15 protein-coding genes are annotated in these 19,080 nt (G+C 34.8%); 11 read left to right on the forward strand and 4 right to left on the reverse strand.

What is annotated here, in order from left to right; all coding sequences use genetic code 11:
• Positions 1 to 4: 4 nt before the first annotated feature.
• From EV143_RS02595 to EV143_RS02615, 5 genes are all read left to right on the forward strand, one after another.
• Positions 5 to 1,582 carry a GH39 family glycosyl hydrolase gene (locus EV143_RS02595; protein ID WP_133506425.1) on the forward strand — a complete coding sequence of 526 codons (1,578 nt, stop codon included), beginning with the start codon at positions 5 to 7 and terminating at the stop codon, positions 1,580 to 1,582.
• Between the two features lie 46 nt (positions 1,583 to 1,628).
• The gene (locus tag EV143_RS02600; RefSeq protein ID WP_133506426.1) at positions 1,629 to 3,866 is read left to right on the forward strand and encodes a glycoside hydrolase family 3 C-terminal domain-containing protein; all 2,238 of its coding nucleotides are present in this window, start codon (positions 1,629 to 1,631) and stop codon (positions 3,864 to 3,866) included.
• Positions 3,867 to 3,995: 129 nt separating this feature from the next.
• Positions 3,996 to 5,234 (forward strand): glycoside hydrolase family 5 protein, encoded by a 1,239-nt coding sequence (locus EV143_RS02605; protein WP_133506427.1) that lies wholly within the window; start codon positions 3,996 to 3,998, stop codon positions 5,232 to 5,234.
• A gap of 103 nt (positions 5,235 to 5,337) precedes the next feature.
• Positions 5,338 to 7,287, forward strand: a complete 1,950-nt coding sequence (locus EV143_RS02610; protein WP_133506428.1) for a sialate O-acetylesterase — start codon at positions 5,338 to 5,340, stop codon at positions 7,285 to 7,287.
• Positions 7,288 to 7,604: 317 nt separating this feature from the next.
• Positions 7,605 to 10,013 (forward strand): glycoside hydrolase family 95 protein, encoded by a 2,409-nt coding sequence (locus EV143_RS02615; RefSeq protein ID WP_133506429.1) that lies wholly within the window; start codon positions 7,605 to 7,607, stop codon positions 10,011 to 10,013.
• Positions 10,014 to 10,156: 143 nt separating this feature from the next.
• Here the strand turns inward: EV143_RS02615 and EV143_RS02620 are convergent, their stop codons facing one another.
• Positions 10,157 to 10,726 (reverse strand): CvpA family protein, encoded by a 570-nt coding sequence (locus EV143_RS02620; protein WP_133506430.1) that lies wholly within the window; start codon positions 10,724 to 10,726, stop codon positions 10,157 to 10,159.
• A 305-nt stretch (positions 10,727 to 11,031) separates the two neighbouring features.
• Here EV143_RS02620 and EV143_RS02625 point away from each other — a divergent pair, with 305 nt between their 5' ends.
• The 4 genes from EV143_RS02625 to EV143_RS02640 all read left to right on the forward strand — a co-directional run bounded on the left by EV143_RS02625 (position 11,032) and on the right by EV143_RS02640 (position 13,544).
• On the forward strand, positions 11,032 to 11,388 hold the full coding sequence (locus EV143_RS02625; protein WP_133506431.1) for a hypothetical protein: 357 nt from the start codon (positions 11,032 to 11,034) through the stop codon (positions 11,386 to 11,388).
• Between the two features lie 32 nt (positions 11,389 to 11,420).
• The gene (locus EV143_RS02630) at positions 11,421 to 11,933 is read left to right on the forward strand and encodes a hypothetical protein (RefSeq protein WP_243739779.1); all 513 of its coding nucleotides are present in this window, start codon (positions 11,421 to 11,423) and stop codon (positions 11,931 to 11,933) included.
• 86 nt (positions 11,934 to 12,019) lie between these two features.
• Complete coding sequence (locus EV143_RS02635) at positions 12,020 to 13,039, forward strand: phenylalanine--tRNA ligase subunit alpha (RefSeq protein ID WP_133506433.1); 1,020 nt, start codon at positions 12,020 to 12,022, stop codon at positions 13,037 to 13,039.
• Positions 13,040 to 13,136: 97 nt separating this feature from the next.
• On the forward strand, positions 13,137 to 13,544 hold the full coding sequence (locus EV143_RS02640; protein ID WP_133506434.1) for a hypothetical protein: 408 nt from the start codon (positions 13,137 to 13,139) through the stop codon (positions 13,542 to 13,544).
• A 149-nt stretch (positions 13,545 to 13,693) separates the two neighbouring features.
• Here EV143_RS02640 and EV143_RS02645 read toward each other — a convergent pair whose 3' ends face one another.
• The 3 genes from EV143_RS02645 to EV143_RS02655 all read right to left on the reverse strand — a co-directional run bounded on the left by EV143_RS02645 (position 13,694) and on the right by EV143_RS02655 (position 17,172).
• Positions 13,694 to 14,689, reverse strand: a complete 996-nt coding sequence (locus tag EV143_RS02645; protein ID WP_133506435.1) for an NAD(P)H-dependent glycerol-3-phosphate dehydrogenase — start codon at positions 14,687 to 14,689, stop codon at positions 13,694 to 13,696.
• A 394-nt stretch (positions 14,690 to 15,083) separates the two neighbouring features.
• On the reverse strand, positions 15,084 to 16,241 hold the full coding sequence (locus tag EV143_RS02650) for an iron-containing alcohol dehydrogenase (RefSeq protein WP_133506436.1): 1,158 nt from the start codon (positions 16,239 to 16,241) through the stop codon (positions 15,084 to 15,086).
• 172 nt (positions 16,242 to 16,413) lie between these two features.
• Positions 16,414 to 17,172: a type 1 glutamine amidotransferase domain-containing protein gene (locus EV143_RS02655; protein WP_166638102.1), complete on the reverse strand. Its 759-nt coding sequence runs from the start codon at positions 17,170 to 17,172 to the stop codon at positions 16,414 to 16,416.
• A gap of 87 nt (positions 17,173 to 17,259) precedes the next feature.
• Here EV143_RS02655 and EV143_RS02660 point away from each other — a divergent pair, with 87 nt between their 5' ends.
• Both EV143_RS02660 and EV143_RS02665 read left to right on the forward strand, forming a co-directional pair.
• Positions 17,260 to 18,165 (forward strand): LysR family transcriptional regulator, encoded by a 906-nt coding sequence (locus tag EV143_RS02660; RefSeq protein ID WP_133506437.1) that lies wholly within the window; start codon positions 17,260 to 17,262, stop codon positions 18,163 to 18,165.
• A gap of 222 nt (positions 18,166 to 18,387) precedes the next feature.
• A complete protein-coding gene (locus EV143_RS02665) occupies positions 18,388 to 19,080 on the forward strand; it encodes an NUDIX hydrolase (RefSeq protein WP_133506438.1) in 693 nt (230 codons plus the stop codon).

Raw genomic sequence — 19,080 nt, forward strand, 5'->3', positions numbered from 1 at the left:
TACAATGAAAAAAAATCTAACGATACTATTTATTTTGCTTTCTCTAATCAATGTCAAATTGATCGGACAAAATAATAATTCAGACAGAACCATTAAAGTCGATTACAACAAAACTGCAGGAAAACTGAACACCATGTTCAAAGAATGCATTGGTGCAGGAAGAGCAAACGAAGGTTTACGCGCCGACTGGCAGCAGCAATTGGTAATGACCAAAAACGAATGCGATTTTAAATACATCAGAATGCACGGTTTATTGTCTGATGATATGGCGGTTTACAGAGAAGATTCAAAAGGAAATCCGGAATACAATTACCAATATATTGATGCCTTATATGATTTTCTAATAAGTATCAAAATGAAACCTTTTGTAGAATTAGGTTTTATGCCCAATGCATTGGCAAGCGGAAATCAGACTATTTTTTGGTGGAAAGGAAATGTTACGCCTCCAAAAGATTATAAAAAATGGGAAGATTTAATTCGAAACCTAACACAACATTTTAAAGAACGTTACGGAGACGAAGAAGTAAAAACATGGTATTTTGAAGTTTGGAACGAACCTAATTTAACGCCAGGTTTCTGGACAGGAACTCAGGCCGAATATTTCAAACTTTACGAATATGCAGCACGCGGCATAAAAAGTGTAAATCCAGCTTATAAAGTAGGAGGTCCGGCATCTGCCGGAGCAGCGTGGGTTCCGGAAACAATAGATTTTTGTGTTAAAAACAATGTTCCGTTAGATTTTATTTCAACACATACTTACGGCGTAAAACAAGGATTTCTCGATGAATTTGGAACTACAGGAACGGTTTTAAATAAGGATGATTCAAGTGTAAGTGGCGATGTCATCAACTCACGCCAACAAATTACAAATTCGGCTAAGCCAAAATTAGAATTACATTATACAGAATGGAGCTCGTCCTATACGCCGGCAGATCCGGTTCACGACAGTTACCATTCGGCTGCTTATATTCTTCAAAAACTAAAACAAGTTGGTAATGCAGCGAACTCAATGTCGTATTGGGTTTTTACCGATATTTTCGAAGAACCGGGCCCAAGATTTACACCTTTTCACGGAGGTTTCGGATTATTGAATACGCAGGGAATTAAAAAACCGGCTTATTTCTCGTATGCTTTTCTGAATAAATTAGGCGAAATAGAACTTCAAAACGAAGACACTTCTTCATGGGCAACTAAAAATGCAAAAGGAGATGTTCAGTTATTGTTTTGGGATTTCACCAATACGCATCCCGGAGATTCAGTTAATAATCAATCGTATTATATAAAAGATTTACCATCTAAACCAAAAGGAAATTTAAAAATTCAAGTCGACGGTTTACAAAAAGGAAAATACACCTTAGAAATCTATAAAGTAGGTTATAAAGTAAATGACGCTTACGCCGATTATCTTGCTTTGGGCAAACCAAGTCAACTAACACGTGAGCAGGTTAAAAAGATAAAAGAAAAAAACAATGGCGCTTTGATCGCATCAGAAAAAGTAACGATTAATGCCAACGGAACTTTTAGCAAAGACTATAAGATCAATGAAAATGACGTTGTATTGTTCAATTTTGTAAAGCAATAATTCTTTAAATAAAACTATTCAAAAAACTAAAATAAATTTATTAAGCATGAAAAATAAAATTATATGCCTGTCAGCAGTATTTGCGTTTTTAGCATTTGCTTCTTGTAAAAACGATGTAAAAACAGCAGATTCTGATTCGGCACAAACAGAAGAGCACCAGGGAAAAGAAATCGGATCTGAGTTTGATGCAGAAATCGACAAGTTGGTTGCTCAAATGACATTAGAAGAAAAAATCGGAATGCTGCACGGTAACAGTATGTTTACCAGTGGAGGTGTAAAACGTTTGGGTATTCCGGAACTAAAAATGGCCGACGGACCACTTGGAGTTCGTGAAGAAATTTCGCGCGACAACTGGGCTCCGGCAGGATTAAAAGATGATTTCGCAACCTATTACCCAGCCGGTGGAGGTTTAGCTGCAACGTGGAATACGGAAATGGCGTATACTTTTGGAAACAGTGTTGGGCAGGAATTACGTGCCAGAGATAAAGATATGTTGCTTTCACCAGCCATAAATATTGTTAGAACGCCACTTGGAGGAAGAACATATGAATATATGTCTGAAGACCCGTTTTTGAACAAAAAAATTGCAGTGCCGTTAATTGTTGGTTTACAGGATAACGATGTTATGGCTTGTGTAAAGCACTTTGCAGCAAATAATCAGGAAACAAATCGTGATTTTATTGATGTGCGAATGGACGAACGTACACTTCGTGAAATCTATCTTCCGGCATTCGAAGCTTCGATAAAAGAAGCACATGCTTACAGTGTCATGGGAGCTTACAATAAATTTAGAGGAGAATATTTATGCGAGAACGATTATATGCTGAACAAAATCCTTCGTGACGAATGGGGATTTAAAGGCGTTGTAGTTTCAGATTGGGCTGCCGTTCACTCGACAGTAAAATCTTTACAAAGCGGATTGGATATTGAAATGGGAACTCCAAAACCATTCAATGAATTTTTTCTTGCCGATAAATTAATCGCTGCAGCTAAGAACAAAGAAATTTCAGAAGCAGAATTAGACAAACACGTAAAAAGAATTTTACGCACTTTGTTTCAGGTAAAAGCAATGGGCGGAAAAGACCGTGTAAAAGGAAGCATTGCAACAGAAGCACATTACCAGGACGCTTATAAAATTGCAGCAGAAGATATCGTTTTATTGAAAAATGATAACAATGCATTACCATTAAAATTAGACGGAGTTAAATCGATAGCTGTAATTGGTAACAATGCAACGAAGAAAAATGCGCTTGGCGGATTTGGTGCTGGAGTAAAAACAAAAAGAGAAGTTACACCGCTTGAAGGATTGAAAAACAGATTGCCGTCATCAATAAAAATCAATTATGCTGAAGGATATTTAGAGCGTTATGATGAAAAAAACAAAGGAAATTTAGGAAATATAACATCAAATGGTCCTGTAACAATCGATCAGTTAGATCCGGCAAAAGTATTAGAAGCGGTAGAAGCTGCTAAAAAATCTGATGTTGCGATCATATTTGCAGGTTCAAACCGTGATTACGAAACAGAAGCTTCAGATCGTAGAAACTTAAAATTACCATTTGGGCAAGAAGAATTAATTCAGAAAGTATTAGCCGTTAACCCAAGAACAATTGTTGTTTTTGTTGCCGGAGCACCTTTTGAAATTGAAAATATCAGCAAAAAAAGTTCAGCAGTAGTATGGACATGGTTTAATGGTTCTGAAGGAGGAAATGCTTTGGCCGATGTACTATTAGGAAAAGTAAATCCGTCAGGAAAATTACCCTGGACAATGCCGAAACAAATTAACGATTCTCCTGCGCATGCTACAAACAGTTTCCCTGGAGGAAAAACAGTAAATTATGCTGAAGGAATTTTGGTAGGATACCGTTGGTTTGACACTAAAAATATCGAACCGTTATTTCCTTTCGGATACGGATTATCATACACCACTTTCGCTTTCGAAAATGCAAAAGCAGATAAAACTTCTTATGCAGCAAATGAAACAATTGAAGTTTCTGTTGAAGTTAAAAACACCGGAAAAGTAGATGGAAAAGAAGTTGTACAATTATATACTTCGAAGTCAGACTCAAAAGTTACACGTGCCGCGAAAGAACTAAAAGGATTCAAAAAAGTACTGGTAAAAGCTGGAAGTTCAGAAACGGTGACGATTCAGGTTCCGGTAAAAGAATTAGCGTATTACGATGTTGCTGCTAAAAAATGGACAGTTGAGCCAGGAAAATATACTTTGAAAGTAGGTAATTCTTCAAGAGATATCAAAAAAGAAATTGCCGTAACGATCAAGTAAGAATAGATTTTACATTAATTGTGTGGCTTTTATTAGTTAAAATTCTAACTAATCAGATGAAATATTCAGCATGCATTTAATGTTTTTAAGTAATAAGAACCACATAATTAATTGTAAAAATCAAATCAAATGAATGATAAAATAAAACATTACCTGTTTAGTACTATTTTATGCTTTTCTTTTCTAAGTATTTCGGCTTGCAGTTCAGATAAAGAAGAAGAAAAACAAGAACAAAAAGTTGTTGTTGCCGGTTTATATCCAAGTTACAACACAAACCCAATTCCGGCTGATGCAAGCGGAATGTCAAGCACAGCAGTACAATTAGCAGCAAAAATAAAATTAGGCTGGAATATCGGAAATACTTTAGAAGCAACAGGCGGCGAAACGGCCTGGGGAAATCCAAAAGTAACGAAAGCCTTAATTGATGCCGTTAAAGCAAATGGATTTAATGCGATCAGAATTCCGTGTTCATGGAATCAGTATCTTGAAAATTCGGCTACAGCCAAAATAAAAGCAGATTGGCTGAACAGAGTAAAAGAAGTCGTGCAATATTGCGTTGACAATGATATGTACGTAGTCGTAAACATTCACTGGGACGGCGGCTGGCTCGAAAATAATATTACCGAAGCCAAAAAAGTAGAAAACAACGCTAAACAAAAAGCTTTTTGGGAACAAATCGCAACGCAATTACGCGGATTTGACGAGCATTTACTTTTTGCAAGTGCCAACGAACCAGCAGTTGAAGATGCAGCTCAAATGGCCATTTTAACTTCCTATCACCAAACTTTTATCGATGCCGTTCGTTCAACAGGAGGTAAAAATGCATACCGTACTTTAGTAGTTCAGGGACCAACAACAGATATCGAAAAAACAAACAAGTTAATGTTGACTTTACCAACTGATAAAGTAACAAACCGAATGATGGTAGAAGTACATTATTACGCACCCTGGAATTTTGGCGGTTTAACCAAAGATGAATCTTGGGGAAAAATGTTCTACTATTGGGGTGCCAATTATCATTCGACAACAGAACTTGATCGTAATGCAAGTTATGGAGAAGAAGCCGATTTAGAGAAAAACTTCAAATTAATGAAAACCCAATTTGTCGATAAAGGAATTCCGGTGCTGTTAGGAGAGTTTGGAGCAATCAGAAGAACCACTTTAACCGGCGATGCTTTAACTTTACATCTGGCTTCAAGAGCTTATTATTTAAAAACAGTGGTAAAAACCGACAAAGCAAACGGATTATTACCTTTTTATTGGGATGAAGGAAGTCTAAATGATAAAGGTTTCGGAATCTTTAACAGAAGCAATAATACCGTCTTTGATACACAGGCTTTAACCGCTTTGAAAGAAGGTCTACAATAAAAATATAATATTCACCCTATAAGTGATATAAGAAAACATAAGCAAAGACCACATCCAAAACTTAAATTTTCTTATATCACTTATGTGGTTTAAAAACAACACAATGAAGAAAAATATAATTTTTATTTTTTTGATATTCAGCATAATAACAAATGCTAATGTAAGATTACCTTTAATATTTTCTGACGGAATGGTGTTGCAGCGCAACAAAGAAATTCCGGTTTGGGGTTGGGCAGATGCAAATGAAAAAGTAGAAGTTCATTTTAACAAACAAACCAAAACCATTCAAGCCGATAAAAACGGAAAATGGATGATAAAACTGTCTGCAGAAAAAGCAGGCGGACCTTTTGAATTATCGATTACAGGAAAAAATAAAATCATTATCAAAGATGTTTTGGTTGGCGAAGTCTGGATTTGCAGTGGACAATCGAATATGGAATTTCAGATGTATAAAGTCATGAATGCTGAAAAAGAAATGGCCGATTCAAATTATCCAATGATTCGTCACTTTGGAGTTGCACAAGATTTAAGCGGAACGCCAAAAGAAGATTTAAAAGCCGGAAAATGGGCTGTTGCCAACAAAGAAAATATTCGCGATTTTACAGCAGCGGGTTTCTTTTTTGCTAAAAAATTATATGCCCAGTTAAAAATTCCAATCGGAATCATTAATACTTCCTGGGGCGGAACCAATGTAGAAACCTGGACAAGCCGCGAAGCTTTCGAAAAAAGCGATGACTTTAAAGCTATGATTGCCGATGTTCCTCAGGTTGATATGGATGCGGTTTTTGAAGTCTATAAAAAATCAGTTTTAGACAACATCAAAAAAATTCAGGGTTTTGATGTTTCCATGGAAAATGAAAACCAATTTAAAGATTTCAATTTTGATGATAAAAACTGGCCGGAAATAAAAGTTCCATCTTTATGGGAAAACCAACAAATCGGCAATATTGATGGCGTAGTCTGGATGCGAAAAACAATTACTGTAACTGCCGAACAAGCTAAAAGCGAAGCCACTTTACATCTTTCAAAAGTAGACGACGAAGATATAACGTATGTAAATGGCGTTGAAGTTGGAACCAATAAAATTTGGGAAGCACTACGAGTTTATAAAATTCCAGCCGGAGTTTTAAAAGAAGGTAAAAATGTAATCTCAGTTCGAATTGCAGATTATTCAGGCGGCGGAGGAATTTATGGAGATCCGGCCGATCTAAAAATTCAATTCAAAAATTCAACTTTACCACTCGACGGACTTTGGAAATTTAATGTCGTTCAGGTCAAAATAGCCGTTTCACCAAACAGTTACCCATCATTGTTGTACAACGCAATGGTAAATCCGTTAGTTCCGTATGCGTTTCAGGGCGTTTTATGGTATCAGGGCGAAGCTAATGTCTGGCGAGCAAAACAATACAAAAAAGCATTTCCATTAATGATTACAGATTGGAGAACAAAATTTAAGCAAGGCGATTTTCCTTTCTACTTCGTTCAATTATCAACTTTTGATGAATTCAAAGGCAATAGTAAAGTCGGAAGCCGTTGGGCAGAACTTCGTGAAGCGCAATTAGAAACGTTGAAATTAAAAAATACCGGAATGGTTGTAACCACCGATATTGGTAATGCAAAAGACATTCATCCAACCAACAAACAAGATGTCGGATTACGTTTAGCAGCAATTGCATTAAACAATGTGTATGGCAAAAAACAAATCTATAGCGGACCAACTTTTAAATCTCAGGAAATAATAGGAAACGAAATCATTCTGACTTTCGATAATATCGGTTCAGGATTATCAACTTCAGATAATTCAGAAAACGTAAAAGGATTCGAAATTGCAGGCGCCGACAAAGTTTTTCATTCCGCGAAAGCGATAATCAAAAACAACAAAATCATAGTTTCAAGCGAAAATGTAAAAAATCCCGTAGCCGTTCATTACGGTTGGGCAGATGATGATACTGAAATTAATCTTTTCAACAAAGAAAAATTCCCAGCATCTCCATTTAGAACTGATAATTGGGAAATGATTACGACAAATGAAATTTACAAAGTGAGTAAATAATCTTCGTTTGTGAAAAGTAAAAAGTAAATTGTGAAAAATTTAATTTGTTCATGAAAATGATAATCAGGGCGTGACCGCATTTACAAAAGGCGCTATGAAACAAACCGCTGATGAGCGCCTTTCGCAAATACGGTCGGGCTATACGCGCTACTTCGGTAGCCAGCTTCTATCCCTCACGCGTGCAAATTGGGTTTCAATATCCTAACAGGTTTCCAAAACCTGTTAGGTATAAAATTTAAGATGTCGATATTACTTAAAAATAATAATACCTAACAGGTTTTTAAAACCTGTTAGGATATCATAAAAAAGAATAATTCATGAAATCAAACGTCATCAAAAAAATAGTTGCCATTTTAATCTTCACCTTTTCCTGCTTAAACATGTCAGCACAATCCAGTCATGTTTTATGGTACAATCAACCGGCAGAATTTTTTGAAGAAAGTCTGGTTTTAGGAAACGGAAAAATGGGAGCAACCGTTTTTGGCGGAGCGAATTCAGATAAAATTTATTTGAACGATGCCACACTTTGGTCTGGCGAACCTGTAAATGCCAACATGAATCCGGAAGCGTACAAAAACATTCCGGCAATTCGCGAAGCACTTAAAAACGAAAACTACAAACTAGCCGACGAATTAAACAAAAAAATTGAAGGTAAAAACTCAGAATCATTTTCTCCTTTAGGAACGTTGGAAATCAATAATTCTGAGAAAGGAAAAGCCGTCCATTACCATAGAGAACTGGATATTTCGAACGCAATCTCAAAGGTGAGTTATGAAATGAACGGTGTAAAATTTACCCGTGAATATTTTGTTTCGGCACCAGACCAGATTATGGTAATCAAATTGACAAGCAGTATAAAAGGTGGTTTGAATTTTGACATTAATTTAAGGAGTTTACTAAAGTCAAATACTGAAGTAAGAAATAATATTCTGGTTATGACTGGTGTTGCACCAATTCATGAAAACACAGGATATGCAGTTTTACCAAAATACCTACAAGTAAAAGAAAGAGGAACAAGATTTACAACTTTAATCCAAATCAATAAAACAGACGGACAAGTTACAAGTTCCAGAGCTGCTTTAACGTTAAAAAATGCAACCGAAGCTTATGTTTATGTATCTGTTGCTACAAGTTTTAATGGATTTGACAAAAACCCGGCAACCGAAGGCTTGGATGACGTGTCAATTGCATTGCAAAATCTGAATAAAGCTTTTGCAAAACCATTCGATAAATTAAAAGAGGCTCACATTGCCGATTATCAGAAATATTACAACAGAGTAACTTTAGATTTAGGAAAAACAACGGCTCCAGACGTTGCAACAGACGAGCGTTTATTGCGATATGCTGACGGAAAAGAAGATAAAAATTTGGAAATCCTCTATTTTAATTACGGGCGATATTTATTAATAAGCAGTTCAAGAACTTTGGGTGTTCCGGCGAATTTACAAGGAATTTGGAATCCGCATTTAAATCCGCCCTGGAGCAGTAATTATACCATGAACATCAATCTGGAAGAAAATTACTGGCTGGCCGAAAACACCAATCTTTCAGAAATGCATTTGCCATTATTAAGTTTCATAAAAAACCTTTCGGTTACAGGAAAAGTGACTGCTAAGACTTTTTATGGCGTAAACCAAGGTTGGGCTGCGGCACACAATTCCGATATTTGGGCCATGACGAATCCAGTTGGGCAATTTGGAAAAGAAGATCCAAGTTGGGCTTGCTGGCCTTTATCTGGCGCTTGGCTGAGTACACACATTTGGGAACATTACATTTCTACACTAGATAAAAATTACTTAAAATCTGAAGGTTATCCAATTATGAAAGGCGCATCTCAATTCTTTTTAGGATGGATGGTTTTAGATAAAAACGGAAATTTAATTACATCGCCATCAACTTCTCCTGAAAATAAATACATCGCACCAGACGGATTTATAGGAGCAACAATGTATGGCGGAACCTCAGATTTGGCAATGATTAGAGAATGTTTTGACAAAACGATAAAAGCTTCAAAAGCATTAAATATTGATGCTGATTTTAGAGCAAAATTGGAAACAGCGCTTTCTAAATTTCATCCTTACCAAATTGGTAAAAAAGGAAATTTACAGGAATGGTATTTTGACTGGAATGACGAGGACCCGAAACACCGCCATCAATCGCAATTATTCGGACTTTTTCCCGGGGATCATATTACGCCAGAGAAAACGCCGGATTTAGCCGAAGCTTCTAAGAAAACTTTAGAAATAAAAGGTGACGAAACCACAGGCTGGTCAAAAGGCTGGAGAATTAATCTTTGGGCAAGACTTTGGGACGGAAATCGTGCCTATAAAATGTTCCGAGAATTACTTCGTTACGTTGATCCGGACGGAAAAAAAACAGAAACGCCAAGAAGAGGAGGAGGAACATATCCGAATTTATTCGACGCGCATCCGCCATTTCAAATCGATGGAAATTTTGGTGGAGCTGCAGCCGTTGCCGAAATGCTGGTTCAGTCTGACGAAAACGAAATCAGATTATTGCCGGCTTTACCAGACGCTTGGGAAACTGGTTCTGTAAAAGGAATTTGCGCCCGCGGAGGATTTGAAATTGAAATGAACTGGAACAATAAAAAACTGGAAAAAGTTACCATCTTTTCTAAAATTGGAGGAAAAACAACTTTAATTAGCGGAGATAAAAAACAAAATGTGACTTTGAAAAAAGGAGAAAAACTAGAAATAAAGTGGTAAGGTTATTTTAGAAACCTACTGTCATCCTGAGCGAAGTCGAAGGCGCTCCTATTGGAACGTGGGCTTCGACTTCGCTCAGCCTGACAAACCGCACTTTAAACCCTACAGGTTTTAAAACCTGTAGGGTTTAATCGCCACAAATATTATTCAGTTTTAGTAGTTTCTTTAGTGCTTGACTTTTCAGAAGCTTCTTCTTCAGACTCTTTCTTGTGATTTTCTTTAAAAGTTTCATACCATCCTTCAATCGTAGGATAAACATAAGCCGCTACTTTTTTTATCGGATTGTAAAAAATAGATTTGTCCAACGTTTCTTGTTTGGCAAACAGGTTGTTGAAATTTATTTTTTCAAAAAGAGCAATTACTATACTTAAAATCAAGAATGTTTTCAGGATTCTAAAAAAACCTCCGCCCAATTTATTCAGCCATCCCAATTGTGCGAAATCCGCAATTCCCGTTAAAAATTTAGCCAGTAAATAGACCGCAACAACCACTAAAATAAAAGTCAGAAAAAAAGCAGTAACCTGAATCGTATTCGGATTCCAGGAAACATGTTTCATGATAATTTCTTTCATGAAGGAGGAGAATTTTATCGCTAAATAAATTCCCAACAACAAAGAAACAAAAGAAGCAATTTCTACAAAAAGACCATTCTTAATTCCCTTGTATAAACTGTAAGCCAAAAGTCCTCCCAAAATCATGTCTAAAAAGCTCATATTCTCTTGTTTTATTGAGCCGCAAATATAACAGGAATTATTTGTTTTTAAGGTGCGGAATAAAGAAACAAAGGTTCAGAGGTTTTTAATTTAGGTTGTCTGTTGTTAAGCTATGTGAGGAAAACTAATTTTTTTAAAATAATACTTTCTTCAAAGTTAAATCTATGTTTCTATGTGTTTAATTTTTTGAGGGTGTTTGAATTTGAAGTGCGTATCTTTGCAAATCTAATTTTAGAGTTCAGATTGCTAATTTTAGATTTTTAAATCAGCAATCTAAAATCTAAAATCTAAAATCATAAATAAAAATGTCCAGAGATACACAACTAAAAGAGCGTTGGGAAAAGCTCGTCGATATACTTTCAAATCAATTTTCGCAAGGTGAAGATTTAGATTTAGATGCCATAATTTACCTAATTGGAGTTCAGGAACTCGGAAAAGTGCACCGCGAATTCAAAAAAGATGAAAAATTAAACTTAATGCACATCGCAATTTGCCGATTGTTAGAGCCTTACGGATTTTACGAATTCGAATATTTTGATGAAGATGGCTGGCCGCATTATAAAGTAAAAGAAGAATTGCCGCCACTAAAAGCAGGTGAACAATCTGTTTTGATGAAAGAAGCAATTGTAAATTATTTTTTAGAAATAAAACTTATTGAATAGTAATTTTAGATTTTAGAATGTGTAGATATGCAATGGTGCCATATAAATCTCATTATGCTTGTTTTAACTGTCGAAAGACATTTAAGAGAAGGCTTATTAATGATATAAAAAGAGGCGAAAAATCAGTTTTGGAAGCAAAGTGTCCGCAATGTGCAGAATTAATGGCAAATATGGGACTAGATTTTGAATCACCAAAAAAAGATGATTTAAAAAAATGGGAGCATATTAAAAGCTTGTATTCTGTTGGAATTGGTTTTCATTCTTGTGGTTGTAGTGGGCCAGGATATATTCCTAATTCAAAAGAAAAGTTAATTGAATATTTTGATGAGTTAAGAGGTATATATCTTAAAAATATTGATTTTTGGCGCTCAAGAATAGAACCAGCTAATAAGCAGGAAAAAGACAAAGATTATCAGAAAAATTGGTTAGAATTAGGTAAAGTTTCATCAAATTCTAAAAAAGAAATCGTTAAGAATCAACAAGGAATAATTTTTTGGTTGGAAAAAGTCAAAGAAATAGAAAGTAAAATTAGCCTCATAAAATAGATTATTAGATTTGAAAGGAAACTTTAAATTTTAAACATTACTTGGAACAAATTTCTTAAATTTGTTCCCTCAATTATTGAAGGAAAATGATAGACAAGATAAAACAACATATAGAGGAAGCCAAAGCCTTTAATGATAAAAATAAAGAATCCTTAGAGCAGTTCCGTGTTAAATATTTAGGGAGTAAAGGTTTGTTAAAAGAACTTTTTACGGAGTTCAAAAATATTCCGAACGATCAGAAAAAAGACTTTGGACAAGTAATTAATACTTTAAAAGCCGTTGCTGAAGAAAAAGTAAGAGTTATTCAGGAAGAACTGGAAAGTAAAGAAGAAGTAAAAGGAATTTTCGGAGATTTAACAAGATCGTCAGAACCTGTAATTATTGGTTCTCGTCATCCTATTTCTATCGTAAAAAATCAGATTATAGATATTTTTGCTAACATTGGATTCAACGTTTCTGAAGGACCGGAAATCGAAGATGACTGGCATAACTTTACCGCATTAAACTTACCGGAATATCATCCGGCGCGTGATATGCAGGATACATTTTTCATTCAGACCAATCCTGACGTTTTGTTGCGTACGCATACATCATCAGTTCAGGTGCGTTATATGGAAAATCATAAACCGCCAATTCGTACGATTTCTCCGGGACGTGTATTTCGTAACGAAGCAATTTCATCGCGTTCGCACTGTATTTTTCATCAGGTTGAAGGATTATACATTGACAAAGACGTATCGTTTGCCGATTTGAAACAAACATTACTTTATTTTACCAAAGAAATGTTCGGAAAATCTAAAATCCGTTTGCGTCCGTCTTACTTTCCATTTACAGAACCAAGTGCTGAAATTGATATTTATTGGGGACTAAAAACAGAAACCGATTATCGTATTACAAAAGGAACAGGCTGGTTAGAAATTGGAGGTTGCGGAATGGTTGACCCGAACGTTCTTAAAAATTGTGACATCAATCCTGATGAATACAACGGTTTTGCTTTCGGAATGGGAGTAGAGCGTATTGCAATGTTATTGTACCAGATTGGTGATATTCGTATGTTTTACGAAAATGATGTTCGTTTCTTAGAGCAATTTAAAGCAAATATTTAATTTTAGTCCAAAGTCGAAAGTCCAAAGTTGAAAGTCTCATAGTATTGACTTTACAATTTTTGGACTTTCGACTTTGGACTTTATGACTTTGGACTCAATGAAAAAAGATATAAAAATCCCCGAAGTAGAAAACGTATTTCTAGCCGCCGTTCAGGAATGGAGCGACGATTTTATGGAAAAAGTGTGGTACGCTTATCTTGTAAACGATAGCGACTTTAATTTAGGTAGCGTTATGGTGGTTTCAAAAGCATTTGGAACTATCGATGGCGAAATGAAAAAAACATCTGTTTTACGCCACGCTTTTGTTGAAGTTCCAGCTGTTTCGGTAGTAAAAATCGAAATGATAGAGAAAAGCCTTTTGGTTTTAAATAACGAATTTATGGTAACTTTCTTCATCGGAAATACTTTATACGACAAGAAATTCATTTTCAAATCAAACCTAATCAACGAAAACAAGACAGAAGAAGTACCGATTTTGTTTGTTGAGGGAGTTATGGTTAAGTAGAGAAAATAGAGTATAGAATAAAGAAAATAGACTTTAAAAATAGATAAAAGAAGAAAGAGTCAAGACGAAATTAATAAGTCTTGACTCTTTTTTTATGTTCATAGGTAAGAATCTTTATTCTATACTCTATGTTCTATATTCTTAAAAATTTAATCCAAAGACTCCGTTAATTTCTTAAATACAGATTTAGCATCTTTTCCTTCATATAAAATACTGTAAACGGCATCAATAATTGGCGTTTTCGCTCCGTAACCCTGATTTAGTTTGTAGGCACTTTTTGTTGCGTAATAACCTTCGGCAACCATGCTCATTTCCATCATGGCACTTTTTACCGTGTAGCCTTTGCCAATCATGTTTCCGAACATTCTGTTTCTGGAGAATACGGAATATCCTGTAACCAATAAATCGCCCAAATAAGCCGAGTCATTAATGTTACGTTTCATTTTATGTACTTTTCTGATGAATTTCTTCATTTCACGAATTCCGTTACTCATCATAACCGATTGGAAATTATCGCCATAACCTAAACCGTGCGCGATTCCGGCAGCAATAGCATAAATGTTTTTAAGCATCGCAGCATATTCAGTACCAATAATATCGTCTGAAATTTTAGCTTTTATGTAATTTCCAGAAAGTGATTTCGCAACAATAGAAGCTTTGTCAGGATCTCCACAAGCAATGGTTAAATAGGAAAGTCTTTCTAAAGCCACTTCTTCAGCGTGACAAGGACCCGTAATTACACCAATATTGTAATATGGAATATCGTATTGAATATGGAAATGTTCTCCAACAATTAAACTTGTTTCAGGAACAATTCCTTTAATAGCAGAGAAGATAATTTTATCAGCTAAAGAAACAGTCAGATTTTTTAATTCAGCATCTAAAAAAGCAGACGGAATAGCAAAAATTACATAATCTGCAAATTCAACCGCTTCGTTTATATTGTTAGTTAATCTAAGTTTATTAGTGTCAAATTCGACAGAACTTAAATAGTTTGGATTGTGTTTGTATTTTTGAATGTGCTCTATCGCAGCATCATTACGCATGTACCAAGCAATTTCTGAAAGATTCACGCATAACATCTTTGCAATTGCTGTTGCCCAGCTTCCTCCTCCAATTACTGCAAACTTTAATTTTTCGCTCATTATTTTAATAATTTAAAGCAAAAGTACTTAATAATGTAGTAATAATACAAAATCTGATTTAAGAAATTTAAAACGACCATTATAAACAATGGTTTTCAGGCAGTTCTAAAAAATAGACAAATTATTTTCTGCTTCATACAATAATAATTCAATTGCTGCGTTTTAACTTGTTATAAATTAGAATTTTAATGAGTTTAGCGAAAATTGAGTTAGTTAGTTTTGTTTTAGTATTTTAAAAAGGCGTTCCTAAATAATTTAAGAACGCCTTTTTTTCTAAACTCCAATTTTTTTGAAATTCCAAATTCCAACCTTTGGGTTCACAATAAAAAAATTCCAAACTCCAATAACACATTTAGTTTTGGAATTTGGAATTTTTTTATTTGAAATTTCTAAATTAGTAGCTCATTTCAACAATTGATTTTACTTTTTCTAAAGTAATTAATTGTTTTTCTCCCAAACCTTTCCAGCCTCTTTCATCGAAACGATTTACAATAAAATCTGCTGTATTACTATAGTTTTCTGTGTATTGCGAAAGTTTAGTGTCCATTCCCATGGTGTGGAAAAATTCAACCGTTTTACTGATCGCTTCTTTGGCAACTTCATCTTCTGAACCCGTTAGGTTAAAGATTCTTCTTCCGTATTGTGCCAGTTTTCCTTTTTTAGTTTCGAACATCACGGTGTATAAACTTGGACCGATAATCGCTAAAGTTCTCGCATGATCAATATCATACAAAGCCGTTAATTCGTGACCAATCATGTGTGTTGCCCAGTCAGACGGAACTCCTTTTTGAATCAATCCGTTTAATGCCATAGTACAGCTCCACATAAAATTGGATGCCAACGCATAATCTGCCGGATCTTCAACTACTTTTGGACCAACTTCAATTAAAGTTTGCAAAATTCCTTCAGCAATTCGGTCTTGTAAATAACCTTCGTGCGGATACGTTAAATATTGTTCCATTACGTGCGTGAAAGCATCAACAACGCCATTTTGCAATTGTCTTTTTGGTAAAGATGTAATTACCGTTGGATCACAAATAGAAAATTTTGGAAACAAGGCGCTTCCGCCAAAAGCCAGTTTTTCCTGAGTCGATTTAATCGTAACGACAGAACCGGAATTCATTTCACTTCCCGTTCCAGGCAAAGTTAAAACCGTTCCAAAAGGAACTGCATTCTCTTTAATCAACAATCGTTTTTGTAAAATATCAATCGGATTTCCGTCAAAATTTACAGCAGCCGAAATAAATTTTACACCATCAATAACAGATCCACCGCCAACAGCCAGAATAAAATCTATTTTTTCAGCTTTAACAATTTCAACCGCTTTCATTAAAGTTTCAAAATGCGGATTTGGCTCAATTCCGCCAAATTCAACAATATCAAAACCTTTTAAGTTGTTGATTACCTGTTCGTGAATTCCGTTTTTAAAAATACTTCCGCCACCATAAGCCAAAAGAATTTTAGCATCTTTTGGAACCAATGTCGAAAGTTTTTCAATCTGTCCTTTTCCGAAAATTAAATTCGTCGGATTATATAATTCAAAGTTTAGCATTTTTTTAAAGTTTCTAAGATGCTAAGGGACTAAGGTTCTAAGTTTTTAATCTTAGCAATTCAACATCTTTTTTTATTAATATTTACTGAGAGATTAAGTTGCTAAGGTTCTAAGTTTTTTTAAGATTTGAAACCTTAGCAACTCATAACCTCATAACCTTAGCACCTTTATTTTACTTCAATTGTTGCAATAATTTACCTGCGACTAATTTAGACGAAGCAGGATTTTGTCCTGTAATTAAAAGTCCGTCTTCAACAGCATAAGGCTGCCAGTTTGCGATTTTAGAGAATTTGGCTCCATTTTGAGTCAAAGCATCTTCTAACAAAAACGGAACAACTTTGGTTAAGCCTACAGCTTCTTCCTCTTCATTTGTAAATCCGGTTACTTTTTTATCTTTCACTAAAAATTCCCCATTCACTTTTACGTTTTTTAAAACTGCAGGAGCGTGACAAACAAAAGCTACCGGTTTTTTGTGCGTATAAAAAGATTCGATTAAAGCAATTGAGTTTTTATCTTCCACTAAATCCCAAAGTGGTCCGTGTCCGCCTGGATAAAAAACAGCATCGTAGTCTTTTTGATTAACAGTCGAAAGTTTAAGAGTGTGTTTTAATTTTTCCTGTAATACTTTATCAGCGTCAAAACGTTTCGTGTCTTCCGTTGCTGATGATGGATCCGCACTTTTAGGATCAATTGGCGGCTGACCTCCAAGCGGAGAAGCAATCGTAATTTCAACGCCCTGATCTAATAATTCATAATAAGGTGCAGCCAATTCTTCTGACCAAAATCCTGTTTTTTCTCCGGTGTTGCCCAGTTTATCGTTACTGGTTACAACAAATAATACTTTTTTCATACCTTTTTTTGATTTTTGAGCTGAAGCAGAAATGCTAGAAGCTGTGAATGCTATAATTGTAAGTAATGCTATTTTTTTCATGGGGTTTAAAATTTTTAACAAATTTACGTTTAAAGTGATATCAGTAAAAATAAAATAAACTATGTTTGTTATAAATATATCTATATCATGGTAAATCTGGAATGGTACAGAACTTTTAAGTCTGTATATAAAAATGGAAATTTTTCAGTCGCTTCGAAAGAGTTGTTTATGAGCCAGCCAGCGGTTAGTCAGCAAATAGCAATGTTAGAAGCGCATGTAGGTTATAAATTGTTTAACCGAAAGTCAAAAGGCGTAGAACCAACGGAATACGCTAAGTTACTCAATAATTTAATTATTGATGCACTTGACAGATTAGAAACTGTTGAAAGCGGATTCAGGGCAAAAGCCGAAGATTCTGTCCGACTAATTTCTGTAGGTGTTTCAAAAGATTTGTTTAATAGCTGCGGAAGTCTTTTAATTTCCAAGTTCGATTTAATCGATTTTACCTTTGCCGAAGACGATGCACTTTTTGCGCTTGTCGATGCTAAAAAACTCGATTTTGCCATTACCACAAAAAGATTTGATACGTTCGATACGATTTATGAAATCGTCGGAAAAATTAAATTGATAATGGTTGCACCAATGAATTTAGATATAGAAGAATTTCGAAAGAAACTAAAAGCAGATAATTATACAGAAACAGAAAAATGGCTCAACGACCAAAAATGGTACACGCATGATGCCCGAATTCCGTATATAAAATTATTCTGGCTGCATGCTTTTAGCAAAAAAAGACCATCAATGGTTCCTAATTATATCATTCCGTCAGAATCTGAAATGCTCGAAATGCTCTCTAAAAATTCGGGAATTGCCATAACATGGAATTGCAATGCAAGAAAATATATTAAAGAAAATAAATTGCAATTGGTTTGGAACAGTTTTCACGTTCCAGAAGAATTTGTATATGTATTAACGGCAAAAAATAATAATCTAAATTCCTTTTTTGAAACTATTTCAAAAGAATTGAAGTTGTTTTTGGGCAATAGATTGTAATTTTTTTTGCCACGAATTTTATTTTTTTTGCCACGAATTTCACGAATCTACACGAATTAATATTTATCTTTTTGTTAAGCATAAAAATTCGTGTAGATTCGTGAAATTCGTGGCAACTTTTTTCGTTTTATATAACAACATAAAATTCATGACAAACTTTTTCGTTTTAGTATAACAACGGGAAACTTCAATAGTTATATTTGTTGATAATGTATGTTGAATATGGAAAATTTTCAAAATATTAGAATCGCTGTTGATGCCATTGTTTTTGGATATAAAAACAACAGTTTATACGTGCTTTTAATTGAGCAAAAGTTTGGTTCTGCTGATAAATACTGGGCCTTGCCCGGCGGTTTGGTAAAACACGACGAATCATTAAAAGATGCCGTAATTCGCGAGTTGCACGAAGAAACAAGTGTTCAGTTGAACTTTATGGAGCAACTGTATACTTTTGGCGATGATATTAACAGAGATTCCAGAAACCGCGTTGTTTCGGTTGCGTATTTTGCTTTAGTCGATGCTTCAAATTTGGAGATAAAAGCAGATACAGATGCTGATAAAGTACAATGGTATAAGATAGATGAAATTCCACCTTTAGCTTTCGATCATAACTTAATTATCGAAAAAGCAATTGCAAGATTAAAAGCAAAACTCACTTACGAACCCATTGGTTTCGATTTACTTCCCGAAGAATTCCTGTTTTCGGATCTTGAAAATTTGTATTGCACTATTTTAGAGAAAGAAATTGACCGCAGAAATTTCAGAAAAAAGATACTTAGTTATGGTTTTCTGGAACAAACCGAACATTTCTCGCCCATAAAAAGTGGCCGTCCCGCAAAATTATTTAAGTTTAATGGTTTAAAATATAATGACTTGATTAAAAATGGCTTTCACTTTGAAATAAAATTTGCTTAA

The sequence above is a fragment of the Flavobacterium chryseum genome, assembly GCF_004362015.1.
GTDB lineage: Bacteria > Bacteroidota > Bacteroidia > Flavobacteriales > Flavobacteriaceae > Flavobacterium.